We start from the raw sequence: 24264 nt of genomic DNA, 5'->3' as shown, positions 1-24264 counted from the left end.
GGTTCGGGATGATCAGCGTGAAGCGGCGGCCGGGTGGCGGATCGCTATTGCACGACGCGCGTGCGGCTCGTGCGGCGCGCGCGCATGTTCGGCGTGAATCGCGTCGAGGTGCCGGCGGATCGCATCGGGAAACGGCGCCGAGCGTTTCGCGCGCATGTCGACGTGCGTGAGCAGTTGTTCGCCGGTCGCGAGCTGCGCGCCGGTGGTCGCGTGGTGCATCGAATGGAATACGTGCAGCCGCCGGTCGTCCATGTCGAGCAGCCGCACCGTGAGCCGCAGCGGCTCGCCGAGCATCGCTTCGCGCAGGTGGCGGAGATGCGTTTCCGCCGAGTAGATCGAGCAGCCGGCTTCGCGATAGTCGTCGTCGATGCCGAAGTAGCGGAAGAACGCGTCGCTGCTGTCGCCGAACACGAGCAGGTAGCACGATTCGCTCATGTGGCCGTTGTAGTCGACCCACTCGGGTTGCACCGTGCAGCGATGCAGTTCGAGCGGCGTCGCGATCGGCACGGCCGGGTCGTACGGGCGCGACTTCTGTCCTTCGTAAGCCGAGCGCAGGCGCGGCTCGGCGGCGGGGCTGAGGGTGGTCGTCATCCAGTGCACTCCGAGGTTCGGAACGGGCCCGCACATCGTCCGCGGGGCTGCCGGTCGATGTTATGACGGGTTGAACGTTTTTTCAATAAAGAAATCGCCGATGCGTGTAAACACCGGCGCCGATTCGTGTCGCCATAGATTGAACATTCATTCAACTAAACCTATACTCGCCAGCGCCGCGATGCCGAAGCGAAGCAGGCGGGCGGCGTTCAATCACAACGAAAAATCGATCCGCGTCGCGCGGAAACCGGAGACACCGAATGAAGAAGCGCTTCCTGCTGGCCGGCATGATGTCGGTGATGGTCCATGGCTACGCACACGCCCAGAGCAGTGTGTCGCTGTACGGGATCATCGACGGCGGCATCACCTACGTGAACAATGCAGGCGGCGCGCATGCGTACCTGTTCGACGACGGCGTGTCGTACGGCAATCGCGTGGGGCTGATGGGCACCGAGGATCTCGGCGGCGGCAACAAGGCGGTGTTCAAGCTCGAGAACGGATTCCGGCTCGGCACCGGCAAGCTGAACCAGGGCGGCGCGATGTTCGGGCGGCAGGCGTACGTCGGGCTCGGCAACGACTGGGGCACGCTGACGTTCGGTAATCAGTATGACTTCGCATTCGACTTCACGGCCGCATACAACGTCAGCGCGTTCGGCAGCGGCTACGGCGTGCACCTCGGCGACTTCGACCGGCAGAGCGGCGACCGGCTGCAGAACGCGGTGAAGTTCGTCAGCAACAGCTTCCACGGGCTGGTGGTCGGCGGCATGTATTCGTTCAGCAACGACGCGGGCAGCTTCCACGACGGCAGTGCGTGGAGCGTCGGCGCGAGCTATACGCACGGCGATTTCTCGGCGGGCGGCAACTACACGCGACTCAATTCGCCACGCGGGCTGGCGGCGCTCGACCCGTATGCGCAGATGGGCGTGCGCACGATGCTCGGGCAGACGGTCGCGAGCATCGACCCGGCAACGGGCGCCGTGACCGACCTGCACGACTCGACGCCGTTCTCGATCGACTCGCAGTCGATCTTCGGGATCGGCGCGTCGTACACGCTCGGCAAGCTGACACTCAACGCAGACTTCAGCAACACGACGTTCAAGGGCTACGGGCAATCGTCGACGATGCGCGTGTACGAGGCGGGCGGCCTGTACCAGGCGACTGCGCCGCTGTCGCTCGTGGCGGGCTACCAGTACACGACGTTCGAAGGCCATCACTGGCACGAAGTCGCGCTCGGCACGCACTACGCGCTGTCCAAGCGCACCGACGTGTATGCGGCCGTCGACTGGATGCGTGCGTCGAACGGCGTGGACGCGGTGATCGGCTACAGCTTCACGCCGTCGACGAGCCGCACGCAGGCCGCCGCGCGCATCGGCATGCGGCATAATTTCTGATCATTCCACGTTTGCGGGCCGGCTGTGTCCGGCCCGGTCGATCATGTCCGATCTTTCCTCGAACGATGACGTCGTCGCCGCGCTGCGCGACGCACTCGGTGCCGATTGCGTCAGCACAGGCGACGCGATCGGCGCGCGCCATTTCACCAACTACGGCGAGGCGGCCGGCATACGGCCGCGCGCATTGCTGCGCCCGCGCAGCGTCGACGACGTGAGCCGCGCGCTCGCGATCTGCACCGCGCATCGGCAGACGGTCGTGCCGCAGGGCGGGATGACGGGGCTCGCGGCCGGTGCGGAGCCGGGCGCGCAAGACGTCGTGCTGTCGCTCGAACGCATGACGGGCGTGGTCGAGATCGACGCGGACGCCGCCACCGTCACCGCGTGGGCCGGCACGCCGCTGGAGGTGTTGCAGCAGGCGGTGGACGACGCGGGGTTCGCGCTCGGCATCGATCTCGGCGCGCGCGGATCGTGCCAGATCGGCGGCAACGTCGCGACCAATGCGGGCGGCAATCGCGTGATCCGCTACGGCACGACGCGCGAGCAGGTGCTGGGCCTCGAGGTCGTACTGGCCGACGGTACCGTGCTCAGCACGTTGAACAAGATGCTGAAGAACAACGCGGGTTACGACCTGCGGCAGATCTTCGTCGGTAGCGAAGGCACGCTCGGCGTCGTCACGCGTGTCGTGTTGCGGCTGCATCCGCGGCTCGCCGCGCCGTCGACCGCGTTGTGCGCGGTACGCGATACGGCCGCGGCGCTCGCGCTGTTGCGCGCCGCGCGCACCGCCTGTTCCGACCTGCTCAGCTTCGAGGCGATGTGGCCGGCGTTCTACGGCTACGTGTGCGAGCACACGCCCGGCCTGCGCGCGCCGCTGCCGGCGGACGACGGCGTCAAGGTGCTGATCGAATGCGCGAGCGGCGATGCCGCGCAGACGGCAGAACGGTTCGAAGCCGTGCTGGCCGACTGGCTCGAACGCGGGCTGATCGACGATGCGGCGCTCGCGCAGCAGGCGGCCGACGCACAGGCGTTCTGGACGGTGCGCGAAGGACTCGCGATCGACGCGTTGCCCGGCCTCGTCAATTTCGACGTCGGCATTCCGCCGCGCGAGACAGCCGCTTTCATCGAAGCGTGCGATCGCGCGCTGAAGACGCGCTGGCCCGGTGCGTACGTATTCTTCTTCGGCCATCTCGGTGACAGCAACCTGCACGTATGCGTGTCGGCGCCATACGCGGCGGGCGAGAGCGCGCACGACGTCGATGCGGTGCTGTATCCGCTGGTGCGCGACGCAGGCGGCTCGGTATCGGCCGAACATGGAATCGGCCGCTACAAGCGCGACTGGCTCGGCTGCTCGCGCAGCGACGCCGAGATCGCCGCGATGCGACGCCTGAAGCACGCGTTCGATCCGCTCGGGTTGCTCAACCCCGGCAAGGTGATCTGAACGACATCGTGTTCTGACCTTTCAACCGACGACGGCCCGCTCGCGTATCGCGTGAGCGGGCCGTTGCGTTTCAGGCCGGCGTCATGCGTCGAGCCGCACCAGCGCATCGACGGCCACCGCGCCGCGCTCCATCACCAGCAGTGGATTGACGTCGAGCTCGACGAGCGTGTCGGCGTGCGCCTGCGCGAAGCGCGCGATCGCCATCACGTTCGCGACCACCGCATCGAGGTCGGCCTTCGGCCGCCCGCGATAGCCGGTCAGCAGCGGGCCGAGCTTCAACCCGAGCAGCGCGTCGCGCACGTCGCTTTCGCGCACCGGCAGCAGCAGCGTCGCGGTGTCGCGGATCAGTTCGACCAGCACGCCGCCGGTGCCGAGCACGAGCGCGAGACCGAAATTCGGCTCGCGCTTCACGCCGACGATCAGTTCGAGCAACGGTGCGTCGGCCATCTTCTCGACGAGGATGCGCTCGACGCGCACGTCGGGCGCGTAACGCGCGACCTGCTCGGTCATCCGCTCGACGGCCGCGGCCACGGCTTCCGGCGAGCCGAGCTTCAGCGCGACCGCGCCGGCCTCGGTCTTGTGCGGCAGGCGATCGCTGACCACTTTCACGCACACCGGAAAGCCGAGCCGCTGCGCGGCGGCCGGCGCATCGGCGGGCGCGACGCACTCGGCCGCCGGCACGTCGAGCCCGTGCGCGACGAGCATCCGCTTGCTCGACCATTCGTCGTGCAGCGTCGCGGTGGCGCCGCTGCCGTCGCCGGCGCGCAGCACCGGCAGCGCGTTCAGCGCATCGGCGTCGAGCACGCGGCGGCGCGTGTCGCCATACGTCATCGCCGCGCCGATCGCGTCGATCCCGTCGGCGAGCCCCTGCAGCGGCGCGATGCCGGCCGCGGCCATGCGTGCCGCATGATCGGGCGGCGTGAGGTCGGGGAACACCGAGATCACCGCGCCGACCACGCCGTGCTGGCGCGCGGAGGCCGCGAACGCGTTCGCCGCGATGTCGCACAGCGGCCGCTCGCCGGTCGCGTCCTGCGGATAGTCGAGGATCATCGCGGCCGCGCCGGGGCGGTCGGCGAGCAGCGCGTCGCAGCATGCGCGCATCTTGTCGGGGTCGCCCCACGGCGTCGTCGTGAAGTCGAGCGGGTTCGCGATCGTCGCATACGCGGGCAGCACGGTGCCGAGCGCATCGCGGCCGGCGTCGCCGACCGGCGGGAACGCGATGCCGTGCGCTTCGCCGAGATCCGCGACGAGCCCGGCGTCGCCGCCCGAGGTTGCCAGCGCGGCGAGCGTGCGGCGCTCGGGCACGCCGGCGATCGCGAGCAGCTTCAGCGTCTCGACGAGGCCGACCGGATCCTTCACGCGGATCACGCCGAGCCGCCGGAACAGTGCGTCGTACAGCGCGTCGGAGCCCGCGAGCGAACTCGTGTGGCTCATCGCGAGCTGCGCGCCGAGCGTCGACGTGCCGCTCTTGAGCGCGACGATCGGCACGCCGCGCGCGAGCGCGCGGGCGGCGGCCTCGCTGAATGCACGCACGTCCTTCAGCCCTTCGAGATGCACGCCGATCGCGCGGATGCGCGGATCGTCGACGAACGCATCGACGAGGCGCGCGATGTCGACCGACGCCTGGTTGCCGACGCTCGCCAGGTACGCGAACGGCACCGAGCGCGCACTCATCGACAGGTTGTACGCGAGGTTGCCGCTCTGCGTGATCACCGCGACGCCCGATTCGACCCGCGGCGCACCGTGTGCGACCGGCCACAGCGCGCTGCCGTTCAGGCCGTTGATCAGCCCGTAGCAGTTCGGGCCGAGCACGGCCATGTCGCCGGCCGCGTCGACGAGCGTCTGTTGCAGTGCGGCGCCGTCGGCGCCCGTTTCGGAGAAGCCCGACGCGTACACGATCGCGCCGCCGGCACCGCGTTCGGCGAGCGCGCGCACGACGTCGATCGCCTGGCGCGCCGGCACCGCGACGAACACGGCGTCGGGCGCGGCGGGCAAGTCGGCGACGCCTGCATGGCAGCGCACGCCGTCGATTTCCGCGTGGTTCGGATTGACGAGCCAGATGTCGCCGGCATAGCCGTAGTCGCGACAGCGCCGCACGGCGCCCGCGATGCCGCGTCCGCCGACGAACGCGATGCTGGCCGGTTCGAGCAGCCGGCGCAGATTGGCCGCGGCGGCGGCGCGGCGATCCCTGACTGCGGGAGAGGAGGTCATGAACATTCCTTTCGGAAGTCGCGCCGGACGCGCCGGCGCGACGATTCGCGTCAGCTGTAGCGTCGGAGGATTTCCTTGGACAGGATATGGCGCTGGATTTCGGACGTGCCTTCCCAGATGCGCTCGATGCGCGCATCGCGCCAGAAGCGCTCGATCGGCAGTTCGTCCATCAGCCCCATCCCGCCGTAGATCTGCACCGCGTGATCGGTCACGCGGCCGAGCGTCTCGGTCGCCAGCAGCTTCGCGAGCGCGGCATCGCCGTCGGTCATCGTGCCGCGATCGAGCTTCTGCGCGGTGTAGAGCGTGACGAGTTCCGCCGCGCAAATCTCGGTCTGCATGTCCGCGAGCTTGAACGACGTGCCCTGGAAGTCGCCGATGCGCTTGCCGAACTGGTGGCGCGTCGCGGCCCATTCGGCGGCCATCTCGAACGCGCGCTGCGCGCGGCCGATGTTGTTCGCGGCGACCATCACGCGGCCGGCCGTGAGCCAGTCGTTCGCGAGCTCGAAGCCGCGATGCTCTTCGCCGAGGATCTGCGCGGCGCTCACGCGGCAGTCGCTCAGGAAGATCTCCGACTGGTGATAGCCGCGCAGGCTCGTGCAGTGCGGGCCGCGCCGCACGGTCATGCCCGGCGTGTCCTTGTCGATCAGGAAGCAGGTCACGCGCTTGCGTTTCTGGCCGCGCACTTCCTCCTCGCCGGTGACGGCGAACAGGATCACGAAGTCGGCCGTATCCGCGTGGCTGATGAAGTGCTTGCTGCCGTTGATCACGTAGTCGTCGCCGTCGCGCACCGCGCGCGTGCGGATGCCCATCGCATCCGAGCCGGCGCCCGGTTCGGTCAGCGCGAAGCAGTCGACGCGCTCGCCGCGCACGGCCGGCTTCAGGTAGCGCTCGATCTGGTCGCCCTTGCACGCCATCAGGATCTTGCTCGGCCGCGCGACGAACACGTGCAGCGCCCAGCTCGTGCGGCCGAGTTCGCGCTCGACGAGCGCCTGCGTCACGTAGTCGAGGCCCGGGCCGCCGGCGCTTTCCGGCATGTTGAACGCGTAGAAGCCGAGCTCGAGCGACTTGCGGCGGATCGACTCGGCGAGTTCGGGGGGGACGTCGTCCGAGCGATCGACGGCGAATTCATGAGGCTGCAGTTCCTTTTCGACGAACTGACGCAGCGACGTCACCAGCATTTCCTGCTCTTGGGTCAGCGAAAAATCCATCAATCATCTCCCGACAAAATGAGGTGCGCGACCTTCGACCGACGCGCGAAGCGCTTCCTGACCGTCCTCGCTGTGACCGCACGCGACGCAGGCTGCCAGCTCGCCGCGCAGTTGCTCGGCGAGGGTATGGGTGAGCGACTGCGCGAGCAGCGCCTTGGTATGGCCGAACGCGACGCTCGGCCCTTGTGCGAGACGCGCGGCGAACGCGGCGACGTGCGCGGCGAACGCATCGGCGTCGACGACTTCGGACACGAGCCCGGCCGCGAGCGCGTCCTGCGCGTTCCAGCGTTCGTTCAGGAAGATGAAGCGGCGGGCGACGTCGGGGCGCGCGATGCGCGGCAGGAACCAGCTTCCGCCCATGTCGGGGCTGTAGCCCATGCCCGTATACCCGCAGCGCAACGACGCGGCCGTGCTCGCGATGCGGAAGTCGCACGCGAAGCCGATGTCGGTGCCCGCGCCGACCGTCGAGCCGTTCAGCGCGGCGACGGTGGGGCGCGGAAACGCGGCCAGCACCTGCACGAAACGGTGCGCGCGCTCGCTCCAGCCATACGTGTCGAGTTCGCCGTTGCGCTCGGCCTCGGCCCACTCGTCGACGTCCGCACCGGCACAGAACGCGCTGCCGGTGCCGGTCAGCACGAGGCAGCGCACGGCCGGATCGTTCGCGAGCGCGTCGAGCGTCTCGCGCAGAAAGTCGAGATGCGGCCGCGCGAGCGAATTGCGTTTCGCCGGACGGTTCAGGCGAAGGGTCACGACGCCGTCGTGCCGTTCGATTCGGATGTCCTCGATGCTCATGCTGATCACTGTCTCCTGGTTGTTGTGTGTCGGGGTTGTGTCAGAGCCGGCAAGGGTCGCCGCTACTTGCGGACCGCATTTCGGCATAGTATAAGTTCTGTTAAATGAACGTTCAACCCAATTGTGAGTCGACCAGGAGACACACGATGAGCGTGGTGATGGAGACGTCGGCAGGTGTGGAGGCGGGGCGACCCGCTGCGGAAGCGGTGGGCCCGGAAGCGGCGGCGCGCGGCGCGAGCGGTGCGGGGCTGCAGATCGACTGCGTGTCGAAGCGCTACGGCAGCGTGCAGGCGCTGCGCGAAACGACGATCGACATTCCGCGCGGCGAGTTCCTGACGATCCTCGGGCCGTCGGGTTCCGGCAAGACGACGCTGCTGACGATCGTTGCCGGGTTCGAGCATCCGAGCACCGGCGACTTGCGCGTCGGCGGCCGCAGCATCGTCGCGTTGCCGCCGGAGAAGCGCAACTTCGGGATGGTGTTCCAGGGCTACGCGCTGTTTCCGCACATGACGGTCGAGCAGAACGTCGCGTATCCGCTGATGGTGCGCAAGCAGAAGGGGCCCGACGCGGTGAAGCGCGTGAAGGCCGCGCTCGATCTGGTGCGGCTCGGCCATCTCGCGGATCGCCTGCCGCGCCAGTTGTCGGGTGGTCAGCAGCAGCGCGTCGCGATCGCGCGCGCACTCGTGTTCGATCCCGATCTCGTGCTGCTCGACGAACCGCTCGGCGCGCTCGACCGCAAGCTGCGCGGCGAGGTGCAGGTCGAACTGAAGGCGCTGCACGCACGGCTCGGCGCGACGTTCCTGTTCGTCACGCACGACCAGGAAGAGGCGCTGTCGATGTCGGACCGGATCGCGATCATGCGCGACGGCCGGCTCGAACAGATCGGCACGCCGGACGGGCTCTACGAGCAGCCGGCCAACCGCTTCGTCGCGGACTTCCTCGGCAAGAGCAACTTCATCGAAGGCATTGCGCTCGGCGGCGATGCGACGGCGACGCATTACCGCGTCGGCGATGCGCGTTTCGTTGCGCCGGCCTGCGACGCGCGCGCCGACGACACGCTGCTGTTCGCGCTGCGTCCGGAGAAGGTCGCCGTATCTGCGACGTCATGTGGTGGTGCGCACAACGAAGTGGCGGGGCGCATTCGCCACTGGAGTTATTTCGGTTCGTCGTACCGCTTCGAGATCGAGACGTCGGCGCTCGGCCGCATGACGGCGGACGTGCCTGCGTGGCGCGGGCTCGCGTCGCCGCGCACCGGCATGGACGTGTTCGTGCAGTGGGAGCGCGACGCGACCTGCCGGATCGCGGCCGACTGACGCGGCGAAGGTTGCATCCCGCGCGACGCGGCGTTCGCCGCCGTCGGCGGCCGATTCACCGGTGCCCGGAAACGACGAGACGCGTGCGGGCGCTGTCCAGCCTGGAGGAGACACCATGACGAACCGCTATCTGCAGGACCTGCTCGACCAAGCACGCGACCTTCAACCCGCGACATCGCGGCGGCGCCGCGATTTCCTGCGGTTGTGCGCGGCCGCCGGCATCGCGCCGACGCTGCTGTCGCTCGGCGCGAAGGACGCGCGGGCGTCGAACCCGAAGGAGATCGTGCTCAGCGCATGGGGTGGCGAAGCGCGCTCGGCGTTCCGCTCCGCGTACATGGATCCGTTCACCAAGGCGAGCGGGATCCGGATGGGCTACGACTCGTCGCCGGAGGACGGCAAGATCAAGGCGATGGTCGAGAACAAGAACGTGATCTGGGATGTAATGGACCTCGACGGCTTCGCGGCGATCAAGCTCGGCAAGCAGGGCTTCCTGCGGCCGATCGACTATTCGGTGGTTGGCCGCAACGCGCTGCCGGGGCTCGCATCGGATTTCGGCGCGCCGTCGTACCTGCTGAGCTACGTGCTCGCGTACGACGCGCGCAAGTTCGGCGCGAATCCGCCGAAGAACTGGGCCGATTTCTGGAACGTCGGCAAGTTTCCGGGCAAGCGCGGGCTGTGGAAGTGGATGGGCGGCGCGCTTGAAGCCGCGCTGATGGCCGACGGCGTCGACAAGGACAAGGTCTATCCGATCGACGTGCCGCGCGCGCTGAAGAAACTCAAGGAACTGCGTTCGAACGTGCTGCTGTGGGATTCGGGCGCGGACAGCCTGCAACTGCTGCGCAACGGCGAAGTCAGCATGGCATGCATCTGGCACACGCGGGCGAACGTGCTGCAGCGCGAGAGCAACGGCCGGTTCCGCTATACGTGGGAGCAGGGGCTCGCGTCGTGCGACGTGTGGGGCGTGCCGAAGAACAATCCGTCGGGCGACGCCGTGTGGCAGTTCATCAAGTTCGTGCAGGGCATCGAACCGCAGGTGCGCCTGCTGTCGCTGCTCGGCAACGGGCCGGTGACGCCCGCCGCCACCGCCGCGGTGCCGCAGGCGCTGCGCGCCGACAATCCCGGCACGCCGGAGAACTGGGCGAAGCAGTGCAAGGTGAATCCCGAGTGGTGGGCGCAGCACTACGAAGCGACGCTCGCGCAGTACACCGACCTGATGTCGTCCTGAGTTGCCGCCGCGTGAGCGTGAGCCCATGAATACCCTGTCTACTTCCGTCGCGGGCGCGGTCCCGCTCGGTCGCGCGAAGGCCGACCGCTACTGGCTGCTGGTCGTGCCGCTGCTCGCGGTGCTGATCGTGCTGTACGTGTATCCGCTCGTGCGCGTGCTATGGCTCGGCTTCACCGTGCCGGAGCCCGGCTTGCAGAACTACGCGCGGCTGCTCGACAACCACGGCGTGCATCGCGTGCTGTGGACGACGCTGCGCGTGTGCGCGGTCACGACCGTGTGCTCGGTTGCGCTCGGCTATGCGATTGCGTATGCGATGGCGCATGTCGGTCCGCGCCAGCGGATGGCGCTGATGTTCGGGCTGCTCGTGCCGTTCTGGGCGTCGGTGCTGGTGCGCGCGTTCTCGTGGCTATTCCTGCTCGGCGAGCAGGGGCTCGTCAACACGCTGCTGATGCGCATCGGGCTGATCGACGCACCGTTGCCGTTGATGCGCAACGAGATCGGCGTCGTGATCGGGATGATCCATTTCATGATTCCGTATGCGGTGCTGCCGCTGTACGCGAACATGAAGGGCATCGACCCGCAGCTCGCGCGCGCGTCGCAGGGGCTCGGCGCGGGCGCGCTCGTCACGTTCCGCAAGGTGTATTTCCCGCAGACGCGGCCGGGCATCGTCGGCGCGGCGATCCTCGTGTTCATCTTCTCGCTCGGCTTCTACGTGACGCCGGTGATCCTCGGCGGCGGCCGCACGGTGATGATCGCCGAATACATCAGCACGCAGATCCTGCAACTGGTGAACTGGGGCAGCGGGGCGGCGCTCGCGTCGTTGCTGCTGGCGTCGATCCTGGCCGCGCTCGCGCTGCTCGCGCGTTTCGTTGACCTGCGCGAGCTGTTCGGCGCGCGCTGACCCGATCGGAGAACGAACCGATGAACACCCGAATGACCGCAGGACGCGCGCTGGTGGTCGGCATCGCATGGGCCGCGATCCTGTTCCTGATGTTGCCGCTGCTCGTGTCGGTGCCGGTGTCGCTGACGCCGAACGATTACCTGTCGATGCCGGACGGCACGCTGTCGCTGCGGCACTACGGCGCGCTGCTCGACGACGACGGCTGGCTGTCGAGTTTCCTGCAGAGCGGGCTGATTGCGCTGGTGTCGTCGGTGATCTCGGTCACGCTCGGTACGCTGTGCGCGATCGGGCTGTGGAAGGTCGCATCGCGGCGCGGCGAGTTCGTGCGCGGCGTGATCCTGTTCCCGCTGATCGTGCCGCCGATCGTGTCGGCGCTCGCGTTCTACCGGTTGTGGGGCGAGCTGGGCATGCTCGACAGTTTCCCGGCCGCGATCCTGTCGCATGTCGTGCTGTCGGTGCCGTATGTGGTGGTGGCCGTGTCCGCGTCGCTCGCGACCGTTGGTTTGCGGATCGAGCAGGCGTCGCGCAGCCTCGGCGCGAACGTCGCGCAGACGCTGCGTTACGTGATCCTGCCGTCGATCAAGCCGGGCGTGCTGTCGGCGGCGGTGTTCGCGTTCATCCTGTCGTGGGACGAGCTCGTGGTCACGCTGTTCATCTCGAGCCGTCACGTGTACACGCTGCCGCGCCGCATGTGGGACGGGATGCGCGAGAACGTCGATCCGGCGATCGCGTCGGTGTCGACGCTGCTGCTCGTCGCGACCTGCGTGGCGATCGGCCTGTCGCTGCTGCGCAAGCGCGCGGCCGGGCCCGTCTGAATTCAACCCTTCAACGTTACGTTGCGGAGAAAAATCGCACCATGAAAGTCCTGATCGTTCACGCCCATCCGGAACCGCAGTCGTTCACGACGTCGATGCTGCACCGCGCGGTGAGCACGCTCGAAGCGCAGGGGCATACCGTGACGGTGTCCGACCTGTACGCGATGCAGTGGAATCCGGTCGCGAGCGCGGCCGATTTCGGCGTGCGCAAGAACCCCGACTATCTCGTCTATGCGCTGGAGCAGCGCGAGAACGTCGCCGCGCATGCGATCGCACCCGACATCGCCGCGGAGCTCGACAAGCTCGCCGCATGCGACCTGCTGATCCTGAGCTTCCCGCTGTTCTGGTGCTCGGTGCCGGCGATCATGAAGGGCTGGATCGACCGCGTGCTCGTGTCGGGCAAGGTATACGGCGGCGTGCGTTTCTACGACCGCGGCGGGATGCGCGGCAAGCGCGCGCTGCTCGCGTATACATGCGGCGGCCGCGACTACATGTTCGGCGCGGACGGCGTGCACGGCGAGATGGACCTGATGCTGCGCCACGTGCTGCGCGGCACGCTCGGTTACGCGGGCTTCGACGTGCTGCCGTCGTTCGTCGGTTATCACGTGCCGTATATCGGCGACGCGGAACGTGCGGCCGTGCTCGACCGGTACGACGCCCACCTCGCGCAGCTCGACCGGCTCGAACCGATGGCGTTTCCGACGCTCGACGATTTCGACGGCGACATGCGCCCGCGCGAACGCGCGCCGCAGGAAGCCGCGCAGGACTGAGCGCGAGATCTGGCCGCGATGCCGCTGCGTTTTTCAACCACCCGACCGCATGTGAGTGCGAGCCATGACCCTGACGTCGAGCGACGTGCTGCTGTTCATGACCGGCCTGCTGACGCTGTTCTGTCCGCCGGTTGCGATCCCGATGTATGCGGCCGTCACCGGGCATTTTCCCGACGTGACACAGCGGCAGATCGCGTTCAGGCTGTTCGCGTGGATCGCGGTGCTGATGGTCGGCGCGGTGTGGGGCGGTCAGTTTCTGTTGCGCATGCTCGGCCTCACGCTCGGTGCGTTGACGCTGACCGGCGGCCTCGTGCTGTGCCTGTGGTCGATCCCGATGATGCGCGGCACCGCGAACGACGAACGCAGCGGCGGCGACACGCGGCTCGAATATGCGCAGTGGCGCAACTACATCGCGGTGCCGCTGATCTTCCCGCTGTCGATCGGCAGCGCCGTGATGTCGCTCGTGATCACGACCGCGACGCGCTTTCATACGCCGGCCGACCTGCTGGCGCTGAGCGCGATGTGCGTGCTGCATGCGGGCGTGATCGGGCTCACGTATGCGTGTTCGGCGTCGTGGTGCCGTCGGCTCGGCGAGATCGGCAAGACGCTGGTCGAGCGGTTGTCGGGCATCGTGCTGACCGCGATCGCGTTCCAGATGCTCGCGCAGGGCGTGCGCGAATTGTTGCCGGGGCTCGCGCATTGACGGCGTCGCCGGCCGGCGCGTGATCCGGAAACCCCTCCTCCATGATGGAAGCGAAATGAAAACAGTAGGCATGTACCTGGTCGACCTGCTCGCCGCATACGGCGTCGACACCGTGTTCGGCATTCCCGGCGTGCATACGATCGAGTTGTACCGCGGGCTCGGCGGCAGCGCGCTGCGTCACATCAGCGCGCGCCACGAGCAGGGCCTCGGCTTCATGGCGGACGGCTACGCACGTGCGACCGGCAAGCCGGGTGTGTGCTTCGTGATCACCGGCCCCGGAATGACGAACATCGCGACTTCGATGGCGCAGGCATATGCGGATTCGATTCCGATGCTGGTGATTTCCAGCGTCAACGCATCCGGCGATATCGGCTCGGGCAACGGCCATCTGCACGAATTGCCGGACCAGCATGCGTTCGCGGAAAACATCGCGGCGTTCAGCTACACGGTGCCGCGCGCCGATGCGCTGCCGCAGGCGATCGCGCGCGCGTTCGCGGTGTTCTCGGGCGGCCGGCCGCGCCCGGTACACATCCAGATTCCGCTCGACGTGCTCGCGGCGCCGGCTGACGCGTTACCGCCGGTGCCGGCTGCGCCGCCGCGCATCGCACCCGGCCCCGCATCGGCCGACGGCATCGACGCGCTGCGTGCGAAGGTGGCTGCCGCACGCGCGCCGCTGATCCTCGCGGGCGGCGGCGCGCTCGATGCGGCCGACGACGTGCGCTGGCTAGCGCAAGCGCTCGATGCGCCGGTCGTGATGACGATCAACGGACGCGGCGTGCTGCCGCCCGCGCATCCGCTCGGCATCGCGTGGTCGGCGTCGAGCGACGCGGTGCGCGCGCTGATGCGCGACAGTGACCTGATCGTCGCGCTCGGCACCGAGCTTGGGCCGACCGATTACGACCTGTATGCGACACGCGGCTTCTCGATACCCGCGCCGCTCGTGCGGATCGACATCGACCCGCAGCAGCTGTGCCGCAATGCGGTGCCGGCGCTGCCGTTGCTCGGTGACGTCGGCGAAACCCTCCGTGCGCTGCGGCGCGTGTGGCCGGGCGACGCGCATGCCCATGCGGACGGCGACGGCGTCGAACGCGCGGCGATGTGCCGTGCGGCGGCGCGGCAGGAATTGAACGACGAGATGCTGCGCGATCTCGCGTTGCTCGACAGCGTGCGCGACGCGCTGCCCGATGCGGCGATCGTCGGCGACTCGACGCGCATCGTCTATGCGGGCAACGTCGGCTTCGCGGCGCCGCGCCCGCGCAGCTGGTTCAACGCGTCGGTCGGCTTCGGCTCGCTCGGCTACGGGCTGCCGGCCGCCGTCGGCGCGAGCCTCGGCGATGCGTCGCGGCCGGTCGTCTGCGTCGCTGGCGACGGCGGGTTCCAGTACACGCTCGCCGAACTCGGCACGGCGGTACAGCATCGCGCGCGCGTGATCGTCGTGCTGCTGAACAACGGCGGTTACGGGGAGATCAAGCAGGCCATGGTCGACGGCGGCGTCGAGCCGGTCGGCGTGGATCTGCATACGCCGGATTTCGTCGCGATCGCGCGGGCGTATGGATGGGGTGCGCAGCGCGTCGAAGAGGGCGCGTCGCTGGCCGGGGCGCTCGGTGAAGCGGCGGCTCATGACGCGCCGTATCTGATCGAGATTCGCGTGCGCTGAAAACGCGAACGGCCTCGCGGTGCGAGGCCGTCGTGTGTGCCGCCGGGCTTCCGGCGGCATTCGTGCGCCGCGTTATGCGCGCTTGCGTGCCGTCTTCGGCGGCGGCAGGAACGAGTCGACGACGCGCAGGCAGCTCGTCAGCGCGTCTTCCGCGGTAAACGACGTCGGGTCGCGCGCGAGTTCGAGCCAGAACCCGTCGATCACGGCCGTCAGCGTGAGCGCGGCGAGATCGCTGTCGACGGTGCCGCCGCGTACCTCGGCGATCTGGTCGAACAGCTTCTTCAACGCCTTCCGGTAGCCGGCATACAGCTCCTTGTGCGCCTTGCGGATCACCGGGTCGCTGTGTGCGACGCTCCAGAAGCCCAGCCAGACCTTCACGTTCTTCGGCGCGAACACCGGCGCGGCGAAACACACCTTGATGATCGCATCGAGCTTGTCCTCGGGGCCGGTCGCATTCGCGGCCGCCGCGCGCGACACGTCGAGCAGGTCGGCCGCGAGCCGCTTGTAGGTCTGCGCCATCAGCTCGTCTTTCGACTGGAAGTGATGGTTGATCAGCCCGCGCGACACTTTCGCTTCCGCGCAGATGCGGTCGATCGTGGTTTCCGAATAGCTGTAGCGCGCGATGCAGCGCATCGTCGCGTCGATGATCGATTGCTGCCGCACGGCGGGCGTTTCGCGAATGCCGCGGCTGCGGGTCTGAACCGGTGCGCTGCCAGGAGTCTTTTTCACGGGGTGACCTTACGGAATCGTCATGGCACCGATTATAGGGGAGTGTCGGACGCTTGTTCAATTACCGCGACGGAACCCGCGAAAACCCTTGCTTCCGGATGAATGAAATCTGTTGAACCACTGTTCAACAGGGCCTATACTCGACTCCGCATGAGGTTGGTCGGCCATTCAACAAGACGCCGCGATCCCGCACGGGACGGGCGTGAGAATTCGACACAGGAGACAGCATGTTGGCGCGGGTGGAGAGCGTGAAGACAGCCATCGAGGAACGCGTGCAGGTGACGGACCTGCACAAGCGGTTCGGCGAGCTGGAGGTGTTGAAGGGCGTGTCGCTGAGCGCGCACGAAGGCGAAGTGATCTCGCTGATCGGCGCGAGCGGCTCGGGCAAGAGCACGCTGCTCCGCTGCATCAACCTGCTGGAGACGCCGACCCGCGGACGCATCGTCGTCGACGGCGAGGAGATCGGGCTGAAAGTCGACCGCAAGGGTCGCACGGTGGCGACCGATCCGCGCCAGGTCGAGCGCATCCGCACGCGCCTCGGCATGGTGTTCCAGAGCTTCAACCTGTGGGCGCATCGCACGGTGCTCGAAAACGTGATCGAGATGCCGGTGCACGTGCTGCGCGAACCGCGCGCCGAAGCGATCGCGCGCGCCGAGCAGCTGCTCGAGCGCGTCGGCCTCGCCGACAAGCGCAACGTCTATCCCGCCTTCCTGTCCGGCGGCCAGCAGCAGCGCGTTGCGATCGCGCGCGCACTGGCCATGCGGCCGAAGGTGATGCTGTTCGACGAGCCGACGTCCGCGCTCGACCCCGAACGCGTCGGCGAAGTGCTGAAGGTGATCCGCGATCTCGCGTGCGAAGGCCGCACGATGATTCTCGTCACGCACGAGATGGCGTTCGCGCGCGACGTGTCGAACAAGGTGCTGTTCCTGCACGAAGGGCGTGTCGAGGAGAGCGGCACCCCGTGCGAAATCTTCGATGCGCCGCAAAGCGAGCGCTGCCGCCAGTTCGTCAACGCACACCGGCAACGCCACTGAATCGCGGGTACGGCCCGCGCATGCCTGCACGGGCGGCCCGGCCGATACCGGCAGCCTGGTGCCGGTCGCACCGATCCCTATCTTTCCCGCAAGGAGTCGACCATGAAACGCGTCGTACGCAGTCTGCTGTGCCTGTTGAGTTTCGTTCTCGCGGCGCTCGCGCCGCTCGGTTCCGCGCACGCGTCGTCGGGCGTGCTGCGTTTCGGCGTCGCCGCCGAGCCGTATCCGCCGTTCCTGATGAAGAGCCCGACCGGGCAGTGGAGCGGCTTCGAGGCCGACCTGATCCGCGCGCTGTGCGAGCAGATGAAGGCGAAGTGCGAGATCAAGGAAGTCGCGTGGGACGGCATCATCCCGGCGCTGCTCAGCGACAAGATCGACGTGATCTTCAACTCGATGTCGATCACGCCGGAGCGCCAGAAGGTGATCGCGTTCTCGCGGCCGTACTACGAGACGCCGGGTACGTTCGTCGGCGCGAAGAACCAGAAGCTCACGCTGACGCCGGACGGCCTCAAGGGCAAGGTGATCGGCGTGCAGGGTTCCACCGCGAACGCCGAATTCATCAAGATGGCATACGGCAAGAACGCGACGGTGCGCCTGTACAACACGCAGGACGACTGCAACTCGGACCTCGTCGCAGGTCGTATCGACACGATGTATCTCGACCAGCTCGGCATCCTCGATTTCCTGAAGTCGAAGGACGGTTCCGCGTTCGAGCTGAAGGGCCCCGGCAGCGTGAAGATGGACCCGGCGATCTTCGGCTACGGCGTCGGTGCGGGCATGCGCAAGGCCGATGCACCGCTCAAGCTGCAGATGGACCAGGCGCTCGAACAGTTGCACGCATCGGGCAAGTACGCGCAGATCGCGAAGAAGTACTTCCCGATCGACCTCTGGCCGCACTGATCGCACGGACACGCGCCGACGCGCGCCACGCACGGAACAGGAGGACGCATGGACGGTTGGGGATGGGTGAGCTACCTGGGGATGGACCCGGACGGCTGGGGCGTCGCGCTGCTGCAGGGCGCGGGCGTCACGCTCGAGATTTCGCTCGGCGCGTTCGTCGTCGGGATCGTGCTCGGGTTGCTGGGTGCGGCCGCGAAGCTGTCCGGCGTGGGGGTGCTGCAACGGCTCGCGCAGGGTTACACCACGGTGTGCCGCGCGGTGCCCGAACTGCTGCTGATCCTGCTGCTCTATTACGCGGGCACCGACGCGATCAACCTGCTGATGACGGCGATCGGCGTCGGGCCGGTGGCGGTCAACGGCTTTGCCGCGGCGGTGATCGTGCTCGGCATCGTGCAGGGCGCGTACGCGGCCGAGATCATCCGCGGCGCGATCCTCGCGATCCCGTACGGGCAGATCGAGGCCGCGCGTGCCTTCGGCGCATCGCCCGCACTCGTGTTCCGGCGCGTGACGCTGCCGGCGATGGCGCCGTATGCGCTGGCCGGCTTCACGAACCTGTGGCTGATCCTCGTGAAGGACAGCGCGCTGATCAGCGTGGTCGGCTACAGCGAGCTGCTCTACACCGCGAAGCAGGCGGCCGGCTCGACGCGCGAGTACATGCACTACTACCTGATGGTCGCGGCCGTGTACTTCGCGATCACGTCGCTGTCCGGCATGCTGTTCCGCGAGATCGAGCGGCGTTTCGGCCGCTGGATGCCGGCCTCGTGAACCGCGTCGCGCCTTCCCACGGATTTTTCGACCGAACCGGATCAACGTCATGGATCTGAGCGTACTGTCCTCCTACGGGTCGCTGCTGCTGCTCGGCGTGCTGACCACCGTCAAGCTGCTCGTCATCTCGGCCGTGTTCGGCTTCGCGCTTGCGATCGCCGTCGCGTTCGCGCGGCTGTCGGCCAATCCGGTCGTCGCGCGCGTCAGCAAGGCGTTCACCGAGGTGATCCGCGGCACGCCGCTGCTCGTGCAGATCTACCTGATCTACTACGGCGTCGGCTCGTTGTTCGCCGGCTGGCCCGCATTGCGCGACAGCGTGCTGTGGCCGTTCCTGCGCGACGGCTTCTGGTATGTCGCGTTCGCGCTGGTGATCAGCGTCGGCGCCTATGTCGGCGAAGTGCTGCGCGCGGGCCTGCGCGGCGTGCCGAAGGGCGAGATCGAGGCCGCGCGTGCGATGGGGATGCGCCCGTCGATGATCGCGCGGCGCGTGTGGCTGCCGCGCGCGATCCAGATCCTGCTGCCGACGCTCGCGGGCGAGACGGTGATGCTGCTGAAATCGACCGCGCTCGCGTCGACGGTCGCGGTGATGGACGTGCTCGGCGCCGCGAACTACATTCGTGCGCAAACGCTGCGGACCTACGAGCCGCTGCTGGCGATCGCGGTGATCTACGTCGTGCTGGCGTTCGTGATCGAACGCGCATTCGGCCGGCTCGAGCGGCGTGTGCCGGTGCGCATGCCGCGTTGAACGAACCACTGACGGCGCGGCCGCCGCCCGGGCGCCGCGCGAGGGAGAACGCATGAACTATTCGAAGCTGGTCGATCGCCTGCAGGGCAAGCGCACGACCGCGTGGGACATTCATTACGCGGCCCAGCGCGCCGTCGCGGCGGGGGAGCCGGCGATCATCCTGAGCGTCGGCGATCCGGATTTTTCGACGCCCGACGTGATCGTCGAGCGCGCGGTCGCCGCGCTGCGCGGCGGCGATACGCACTACAGCGAAGTGCGCGGGCGCGCCGAGCTGCGCGAAGCGATCGCACGCGAGCACACGAAGGCGTCCGGGCAGCCGGTCGGCGCCGAGCACGTGATCGTGACGGCCGGCGCGCAGAACGCGCTGTTCGCGATGGCGATGTGCCTGTGCGAAGCGGGCGACGAGGTGATCGTGCCCGAGCCGATGTACCTCACGTACGAAGCGAGCGTGCGCGCATCGGGCGCGACGCTCGTGCCGGTGCCCGTCGACGCGTCGCGCGGCTTTCATCTCGACTTCGAGGCGCTTGAAGCGGCCGTGACGCCGCGCACGAAGGCGATCTTCCTGGCGACGCCGTGCAACCCGACCGGCGTCGTGATGCCGCGCGCCGATCTCGAACGGATTGCGCGGCTCGCGTGCGAGCGCGACCTGTGGGTCGTGTCCGACGAGGTCTATGCGGAACTGACGTTCGAGCGCGACATGGTCAGCATCGCGGCGCTGCCCGGGATGGCCGGGCGCACGGTGACGATCGGCAGCCTGTCGAAGTCGCATGCGATGCCGGGCTGGCGGGTCGGCTGGGCGATCGGCCCGACCGAGCTGATCGAGCACGCGGAGCGGCTCGCGCTGTGCATGCTGTACGGGCTGCCGGGCTTCATCCAGCAGGCGGCTGTCGCCGCGCTCGACAACAAGGCGGCGATCGTCGCCGACATGCGCGAGTTGTATCGCCGCCGCCGCGACCTGGCCTACGCGCGCCTGCGCGACGTGCCGGGGCTGCGCTGCCTGCTGCCGGAGGCCGGGATGTTCATGATGGTCGACGTGCGCGGCACGGGGCTGGATGCACACGCGTTCACGTGGGGGCTGTTCCGCGCGAAGCAGGTCGCGTTGCTCGATGCGAGCGCATTCGGCGATACTGCATCCGGCTTCGTGCGCTTCGGCTTCGTCGTCGACGATGCGAAGCTGGCCGACGCATGCGAGCGCATCGCGGTATTCGTCGCGAGCCTGAGCGCGGATTCGCGCGCGGCGTCGTGATGGACGGGTGGCTTCGAATGGAGAACGGACGATGATCGAAACGCTGACATGGCAGGTGCCGGGCGATGGCGGGCAGCCGCTCGCGATCCGTGCGTGGCGGCTGTCGGGCGGCGACGGGCCGTGCGTGCATCTGCAGGCCGGGCTGCATGCGGACGAGATCGCCGGCATGCTCGTGCTGCACCGGTTGCTGCCGCAACTATGCGCGGCGCACGATCGGGGCGTGCTGCGCGGCACGGTGACGATCGTGCCGCAGGCGAACCCGCTCGGGCTCGCGCAGTTCCGGCAAGGGCGGCTCCTTGGCCGCTTCCACGATGCGACGCACCGCAATTTCAACCGGCATTTCCACGAGTCGGCCGCGGCGCGCCGGCCCGCGACGACGTTCGCCGCGTGGCAGCGCACGCTGTTCGACGCCGCACGCGACGCTGACATCGTGCTGGACCTGCACACCGATTCCGACGCGCTGCCGTACGTGTACTTCCACCGCGACCTGTGGCCGGCGGGCCGCGATCTCGCGGCGGCGCTCGATGCCGACGTCGCGATCCTGTGGGACGAGGACGACGACGGCGCGTTCGAAGGCGCCATCGCCTCGCACTGGGCGCGCAGCGGCGGGCTGCGCGAGCGGCTCGTCGCGACCGTCGAGCTGCGCGGGCAATCCGACGTGTCCGACGCGCTTGCCGAGCGCGACGCCGACGGCCTGCTTGCCTTCCTGCGCGGCCGCGGCGTGATCGCGGAACCAGCCGGCGTACACGAATGGCGCGGCGAGGCCGTGCCGATCGCGCACATGGAGACGGTGCTGGCGCCGGTGTCGGGCGTGCTCGTGTACGAGCGCGAACTCGGCGCGACGGTCGAGGCCGGCGAACGCATTGCGCGGATCGTCGCGCATCCGGGCGTACCCGGCAGCGAGCATGTGCTGGTCGCGCCGCAGGCCGGGCGCATCGTCACGCGCAATCGCGAGCGGTTGGTCGCACAGGGCGACGTCGCGTTGAAGCTGACGGGGTCGCGACCGTCGGCCGGGTGGTCGGGCGGCGCGCTCGATCCCTGAGCGACACGTGCGCGGGTCGGCGACAGCCTGCGTATTCGAGTCGCCGTCCCGCATAAAGGCATTCGGAAAGAATCCGGTTCGCGGATAATGCGCAAACGTTTTACCGGGGTTCGACCGGATTGAGTTGGCGGATCATGAATAAAAGAATGAATATCCGCAATTCGACGCGCTCGGTCGGCCGGGAAGCCCGGCGGAGCAAGGCGGGCCAGAGGTTAACGGCAAATTCCCGAAAAACTTTAGCTTTTTCCCGTTGCAATTAATCATTGCGATTTTCTCAATGACCGATTGATTTTCGGTCATCGGACAGTCATACACCATCCCCGATAATTCGCCGCTCATATTCTTTCAACAGGCCAAGGAGCGATCGAAGCCGGATCGCTGCGGGGAGCGGTACTCATGACCATCCGTCATCGCATTACGTTGCTAGTCGTCCTGACGTTTTTCGCGCTGTCCGCGATCGGCGTCTACGCCGTGTACCAGACGCGCAAGAGCGCATCCGAAGTGCGTCAGGTCACCCAGGGAATCGTGCCGAGCGCGCTCGCATCGGCGGATCTCGTCGCCGACGTGAAGAACATCCAGATCGCGACGATGACGCTGATCTACGCGCCGGATGCGAACACCGCCGCGCAGGCGCGCGACGAGCTGAAGGCGAAGCAGGGCGCGCTGCGCGCAGCGCTCGACACGCAGGCGAAGTCCGCCGTCGGGCAGGCGCAGGAAGGCCTCGTCACGCAGGCGAAGGATAGCGCCACGAACTATTTCTCGGCGATCGACGACACCGTGAAGATGAAGACGGACGGCAAGCCGGAGATGGCGCAGGCTTACTTGTTCGCGAACGTCGCGCAGTATCGCGACGAACTGGAGAGCATTGTCGACACGCTGCGCGTCGAGAAGAATCGCCAGAAGGACGACGCGATCCGCGCGCTGAACGGGATGCTGTCGACCACGGCGACCGCGATCGCGGGTGTGGCCGGCACGGTCGTCGTGCTGCTGACCGCGCTCGGCTTCGTGCTGTATCGCCAGATCACGCGTCCGCTGAGCGGGATGCAGACGATGATGAGCGAGATCGCGACGAGCCAGGACTTCACGCGCCGCGTGCCGGTGGGCCGGATGGACGAGATCGGCCATTCGATCGTCGCGTTCAACGGGATGATCGAGAAGATCCAGGAGAACGCCGCGCAACTGAAGCAGAAGACGGCCGACATCCAGGCGATGCTGCAGAACATGCAGCAAGGGATCCTGACCGTCGTCGAAGGCGGCGTCGTGCATGCGGAATATTCGGCGTACCTCGAAACCATCTTCGAGACGAACGACATCGCGGGACGCGACCTGATGGCGCTCGTGTTCGACGACTCGAGCATCGGCCCGGACGCGCGCTCGCAGGTCGATGCGGCCGTGCATGCGTGTCTCGGCGAGGACAGCATGAACTTCGCGTTCAACGAGCACCTGCTCGTCAACGAAGTCGCGAAGCGGATGCCGGACGGCCGCGAGAAGTGGCTCGACCTGAGCTGGTCGGCGATCACCGACGAGACCGATACGGTCGCGCGCCTGATGCTGTGCGTGCGCGACGTGACCGAGATCCGCGCGCTGACCGCGCAGGCCGGCGAGCAGCAGCGCCGCCTCGAGATGATCGGCGAGATCCTGTCGATCAGCCAGGACAAGTTCCACGACTTCGTGCACAGCGCGAAGGGCTTCCTCAGCGAGAACGAGCGGATGATCCGCCAGCACGAACGCGCCGATCACTCGATCGTCGCGGCGCTGTTCCGCAACATGCACACGATCAAGGGCAATGCGCGCACGTACAGCCTCCAGCACCTGACGAACATCGTCCATGAAGCGGAGCAGGCATACGAGTCGCTGCGCCGCGCGGATGGCGGCCCCGAGTGGAACCGCGACGCGCTGATGGACGATCTGTCCCGCGTGCGCGAGGCCGTCGATCATTACGCGACGATCAACGCGGTCACGCTCGGCCGCAATGGCGAACCGGCGCAGCACGGCGGCGCCGACTACCTGATGGTCGAACGCGCGCACATCAGCGAGAGCCTGCGCATGCTCGACGGCGCCGATCCGGCGAACGCGGGCGACTGGCACGCGGCGCGCGATTCGGTGCGCCGTTTGCTGAGCCAGTTCGGCACGCAGGGTATCGGAGAAACGCTGGGCGGCGTGATCGAGTCGTTGCCGTCGCTCGCGGCGGAGCTCGGCAAGCCGGCGCCCGTCGTGCATATCAACAGCCACGGCCAGCGCGTGCGCAGCGAGATCGCCGCGACGCTGAAGAACGTGTTCATGCACCTGCTGCGCAATTCGGTCGACCACGGCATCGAAACGTCCGACGAGCGTCGAGCGGCAGGGAAGGCGCCGGCCGGCACGATCGACATCGCGGTCGACGTCGAGCACGGCGCGCTGCGCTTCGTGCTCGGCGACGACGGTCGCGGCCTCGCGCTCGACCGGATTCGCGGTATCGCACGCGAGCGCGGCTGGATCGACGACGACAACGCAACGACGCTGTCCGATGAAGCCGTCGCGGAACTGATCTTCCGGCCCGGCTTCTCGACCGCGCGCGCGGTGACCGAAGTGTCCGGGCGCGGCGTCGGGATGGACGCGGTGCGCAACTTCCTGAAGCGCGACGGCGGCGATATCGCGCTGCGCTTCACGGACGACTGCGTCGGCGCGCCGTATCGCGCATTCCAGACGGTCGTGTCGCTGCCCGAACGCTTTGCAGCGAACGGCAGTGCCCACGAAGCCGCGGACGTGTCGGCCGGCGTCGCGAACGCGAACGCCGCCGCAACGGAGTGAC

The 24264-nt window shown here is 67.9% G+C and carries 21 protein-coding genes; 16 read left to right on the top strand and 5 right to left on the bottom strand.

Going from position 1 to position 24264, the window contains the following annotated elements; all coding sequences use genetic code 11:
- Nucleotides 1–12 precede the first annotated feature (12 nt).
- A complete protein-coding gene (locus BX604_RS20420) occupies nt 13–591 on the bottom strand; it encodes a thioesterase family protein (RefSeq protein WP_098552984.1) in 579 nt (192 codons plus the stop codon).
- 260 nt (nt 592–851) lie between these two features.
- Between BX604_RS20420 and BX604_RS20415 the strand changes: the two genes are divergently transcribed.
- Nucleotides 852–1982 carry a porin gene (locus BX604_RS20415; protein WP_098552396.1) on the top strand — a complete coding sequence of 377 codons (1131 nt, stop codon included), beginning with the start codon at nt 852–854 and terminating at the stop codon, nt 1980–1982.
- Nucleotides 1983–2025: 43 nt separating this feature from the next.
- Entirely contained in the window at nt 2026–3417 is a 1392-nt protein-coding gene (locus BX604_RS20410; RefSeq protein WP_098552395.1) for an FAD-binding oxidoreductase, read from the top strand.
- A gap of 81 nt (nt 3418–3498) precedes the next feature.
- Here BX604_RS20410 and BX604_RS20405 read toward each other — a convergent pair whose 3' ends face one another.
- Genes BX604_RS20405 through BX604_RS20395 form a run of 3 tightly spaced genes read right to left on the bottom strand, consistent with a single transcriptional unit; the run spans nt 3499 to nt 7628 of the window.
- Nucleotides 3499–5628, bottom strand: a complete 2130-nt coding sequence (locus BX604_RS20405) for an acetate--CoA ligase family protein (RefSeq protein ID WP_098552983.1) — start codon at nt 5626–5628, stop codon at nt 3499–3501.
- Nucleotides 5629–5678: 50 nt separating this feature from the next.
- A complete protein-coding gene (locus tag BX604_RS20400) occupies nt 5679–6836 on the bottom strand; it encodes an acyl-CoA dehydrogenase family protein (protein ID WP_098552394.1) in 1158 nt (385 codons plus the stop codon).
- 3 nt (nt 6837–6839) lie between these two features.
- On the bottom strand, nt 6840–7628 hold the full coding sequence (locus BX604_RS20395; protein WP_098552393.1) for an enoyl-CoA hydratase/isomerase family protein: 789 nt from the start codon (nt 7626–7628) through the stop codon (nt 6840–6842).
- Nucleotides 7629–7774: 146 nt separating this feature from the next.
- Between BX604_RS20395 and BX604_RS20390 the strand changes: the two genes are divergently transcribed.
- The 7 genes from BX604_RS20390 (at nt 7775) to BX604_RS20360 (ending at nt 15012) form a co-directional block, all read left to right on the top strand.
- Nucleotides 7775–8941 (top strand): ABC transporter ATP-binding protein, encoded by a 1167-nt coding sequence (locus BX604_RS20390; protein WP_098552392.1) that lies wholly within the window; start codon nt 7775–7777, stop codon nt 8939–8941.
- Between the two features lie 115 nt (nt 8942–9056).
- Nucleotides 9057–10166 (top strand): ABC transporter substrate-binding protein, encoded by a 1110-nt coding sequence (locus tag BX604_RS20385; RefSeq protein WP_098552391.1) that lies wholly within the window; start codon nt 9057–9059, stop codon nt 10164–10166.
- Between the two features lie 25 nt (nt 10167–10191).
- A complete protein-coding gene (locus tag BX604_RS20380; RefSeq protein WP_098552390.1) occupies nt 10192–11067 on the top strand; it encodes an ABC transporter permease in 876 nt (291 codons plus the stop codon).
- Nucleotides 11068–11087: 20 nt separating this feature from the next.
- Entirely contained in the window at nt 11088–11882 is a 795-nt protein-coding gene (locus BX604_RS20375) for an ABC transporter permease (protein ID WP_098552389.1), read from the top strand.
- 41 nt (nt 11883–11923) lie between these two features.
- The gene (locus tag BX604_RS20370; protein ID WP_098552388.1) at nt 11924–12652 is read left to right on the top strand and encodes an NAD(P)H-dependent oxidoreductase; all 729 of its coding nucleotides are present in this window, start codon (nt 11924–11926) and stop codon (nt 12650–12652) included.
- Nucleotides 12653–12716: 64 nt separating this feature from the next.
- Complete coding sequence (locus BX604_RS20365) at nt 12717–13355, top strand: MarC family protein (RefSeq protein WP_098552387.1); 639 nt, start codon at nt 12717–12719, stop codon at nt 13353–13355.
- A gap of 55 nt (nt 13356–13410) precedes the next feature.
- Complete coding sequence (locus BX604_RS20360; RefSeq protein ID WP_098552386.1) at nt 13411–15012, top strand: 5-guanidino-2-oxopentanoate decarboxylase; 1602 nt, start codon at nt 13411–13413, stop codon at nt 15010–15012.
- Between the two features lie 72 nt (nt 15013–15084).
- On the opposite strand, the gene BX604_RS20355 is transcribed toward BX604_RS20360, so the two are convergent.
- Nucleotides 15085–15741 carry a TetR family transcriptional regulator C-terminal domain-containing protein gene (locus BX604_RS20355; RefSeq protein ID WP_244108904.1) on the bottom strand — a complete coding sequence of 219 codons (657 nt, stop codon included), beginning with the start codon at nt 15739–15741 and terminating at the stop codon, nt 15085–15087.
- A gap of 227 nt (nt 15742–15968) precedes the next feature.
- Between BX604_RS20355 and BX604_RS20350 the strand changes: the two genes are divergently transcribed.
- From BX604_RS20350 to BX604_RS20320, 7 genes are all read left to right on the top strand, one after another.
- Entirely contained in the window at nt 15969–16775 is an 807-nt protein-coding gene (locus BX604_RS20350) for an ABC transporter ATP-binding protein (protein ID WP_098552385.1), read from the top strand.
- Between the two features lie 102 nt (nt 16776–16877).
- On the top strand, nt 16878–17675 hold the full coding sequence (locus tag BX604_RS20345) for a transporter substrate-binding domain-containing protein (RefSeq protein WP_098552384.1): 798 nt from the start codon (nt 16878–16880) through the stop codon (nt 17673–17675).
- 48 nt (nt 17676–17723) lie between these two features.
- The gene (locus BX604_RS20340; RefSeq protein WP_098552383.1) at nt 17724–18440 is read left to right on the top strand and encodes an ABC transporter permease; all 717 of its coding nucleotides are present in this window, start codon (nt 17724–17726) and stop codon (nt 18438–18440) included.
- A gap of 49 nt (nt 18441–18489) precedes the next feature.
- Entirely contained in the window at nt 18490–19185 is a 696-nt protein-coding gene (locus BX604_RS20335) for an ABC transporter permease (protein WP_098552382.1), read from the top strand.
- Between the two features lie 52 nt (nt 19186–19237).
- Nucleotides 19238–20431, top strand: coding sequence for a pyridoxal phosphate-dependent aminotransferase (locus tag BX604_RS20330; RefSeq protein WP_098552381.1), 1194 nt, complete (start codon nt 19238–19240; stop codon nt 20429–20431).
- 31 nt (nt 20432–20462) lie between these two features.
- Nucleotides 20463–21473, top strand: a complete 1011-nt coding sequence (locus BX604_RS20325; RefSeq protein WP_098552380.1) for a succinylglutamate desuccinylase/aspartoacylase domain-containing protein — start codon at nt 20463–20465, stop codon at nt 21471–21473.
- Nucleotides 21474–21869: 396 nt separating this feature from the next.
- Nucleotides 21870–24263, top strand: coding sequence for an MCP four helix bundle domain-containing protein (locus BX604_RS20320; protein ID WP_098552379.1), 2394 nt, complete (start codon nt 21870–21872; stop codon nt 24261–24263).
- The last annotated feature ends 1 nt before the right edge of the window (nt 24264 follow it).

The organism is Burkholderia sp. JKS000303 (assembly GCF_002563755.1).
Classification (GTDB): Bacteria; Pseudomonadota; Gammaproteobacteria; order Burkholderiales; family Burkholderiaceae; genus Burkholderia; species Burkholderia anthina_B.
This window is presented reverse-complemented; position numbering and strand designations above follow the sequence as displayed.

Excerpts from the sequence above, each read along its gene's own strand:
- BX604_RS20420 (WP_098552984.1), bottom strand. The coding sequence starts at position 591 with ATGACGACCACCCTCAGCCCCGCCGCCGAGCCGCGCCTGCGCTCGGCT.
- BX604_RS20415 (WP_098552396.1), top strand. The coding sequence starts at position 852 with ATGAAGAAGCGCTTCCTGCTGGCCGGCATGATGTCGGTGATGGTCCAT.
- BX604_RS20410 (WP_098552395.1), top strand. The coding sequence starts at position 2,026 with ATGTCCGATCTTTCCTCGAACGATGACGTCGTCGCCGCGCTGCGCGAC.
- BX604_RS20405 (WP_098552983.1), bottom strand. The coding sequence starts at position 5,628 with ATGACCTCCTCTCCCGCAGTCAGGGATCGCCGCGCCGCCGCCGCGGCC.
- BX604_RS20400 (WP_098552394.1), bottom strand. The coding sequence starts at position 6,836 with ATGGATTTTTCGCTGACCCAAGAGCAGGAAATGCTGGTGACGTCGCTG.
- BX604_RS20395 (WP_098552393.1), bottom strand. The coding sequence starts at position 7,628 with ATGAGCATCGAGGACATCCGAATCGAACGGCACGACGGCGTCGTGACC.
- BX604_RS20390 (WP_098552392.1), top strand. The coding sequence starts at position 7,775 with ATGAGCGTGGTGATGGAGACGTCGGCAGGTGTGGAGGCGGGGCGACCC.
- BX604_RS20385 (WP_098552391.1), top strand. The coding sequence starts at position 9,057 with ATGACGAACCGCTATCTGCAGGACCTGCTCGACCAAGCACGCGACCTT.
- BX604_RS20380 (WP_098552390.1), top strand. The coding sequence starts at position 10,192 with ATGAATACCCTGTCTACTTCCGTCGCGGGCGCGGTCCCGCTCGGTCGC.
- BX604_RS20375 (WP_098552389.1), top strand. The coding sequence starts at position 11,088 with ATGAACACCCGAATGACCGCAGGACGCGCGCTGGTGGTCGGCATCGCA.
- BX604_RS20370 (WP_098552388.1), top strand. The coding sequence starts at position 11,924 with ATGAAAGTCCTGATCGTTCACGCCCATCCGGAACCGCAGTCGTTCACG.
- BX604_RS20365 (WP_098552387.1), top strand. The coding sequence starts at position 12,717 with ATGACCCTGACGTCGAGCGACGTGCTGCTGTTCATGACCGGCCTGCTG.
- BX604_RS20360 (WP_098552386.1), top strand. The coding sequence starts at position 13,411 with ATGAAAACAGTAGGCATGTACCTGGTCGACCTGCTCGCCGCATACGGC.
- BX604_RS20350 (WP_098552385.1), top strand. The coding sequence starts at position 15,969 with ATGTTGGCGCGGGTGGAGAGCGTGAAGACAGCCATCGAGGAACGCGTG.
- BX604_RS20345 (WP_098552384.1), top strand. The coding sequence starts at position 16,878 with ATGAAACGCGTCGTACGCAGTCTGCTGTGCCTGTTGAGTTTCGTTCTC.
- BX604_RS20340 (WP_098552383.1), top strand. The coding sequence starts at position 17,724 with ATGGACGGTTGGGGATGGGTGAGCTACCTGGGGATGGACCCGGACGGC.
- BX604_RS20335 (WP_098552382.1), top strand. The coding sequence starts at position 18,490 with ATGGATCTGAGCGTACTGTCCTCCTACGGGTCGCTGCTGCTGCTCGGC.
- BX604_RS20330 (WP_098552381.1), top strand. The coding sequence starts at position 19,238 with ATGAACTATTCGAAGCTGGTCGATCGCCTGCAGGGCAAGCGCACGACC.
- BX604_RS20325 (WP_098552380.1), top strand. The coding sequence starts at position 20,463 with ATGATCGAAACGCTGACATGGCAGGTGCCGGGCGATGGCGGGCAGCCG.
- BX604_RS20320 (WP_098552379.1), top strand. The coding sequence starts at position 21,870 with ATGACCATCCGTCATCGCATTACGTTGCTAGTCGTCCTGACGTTTTTC.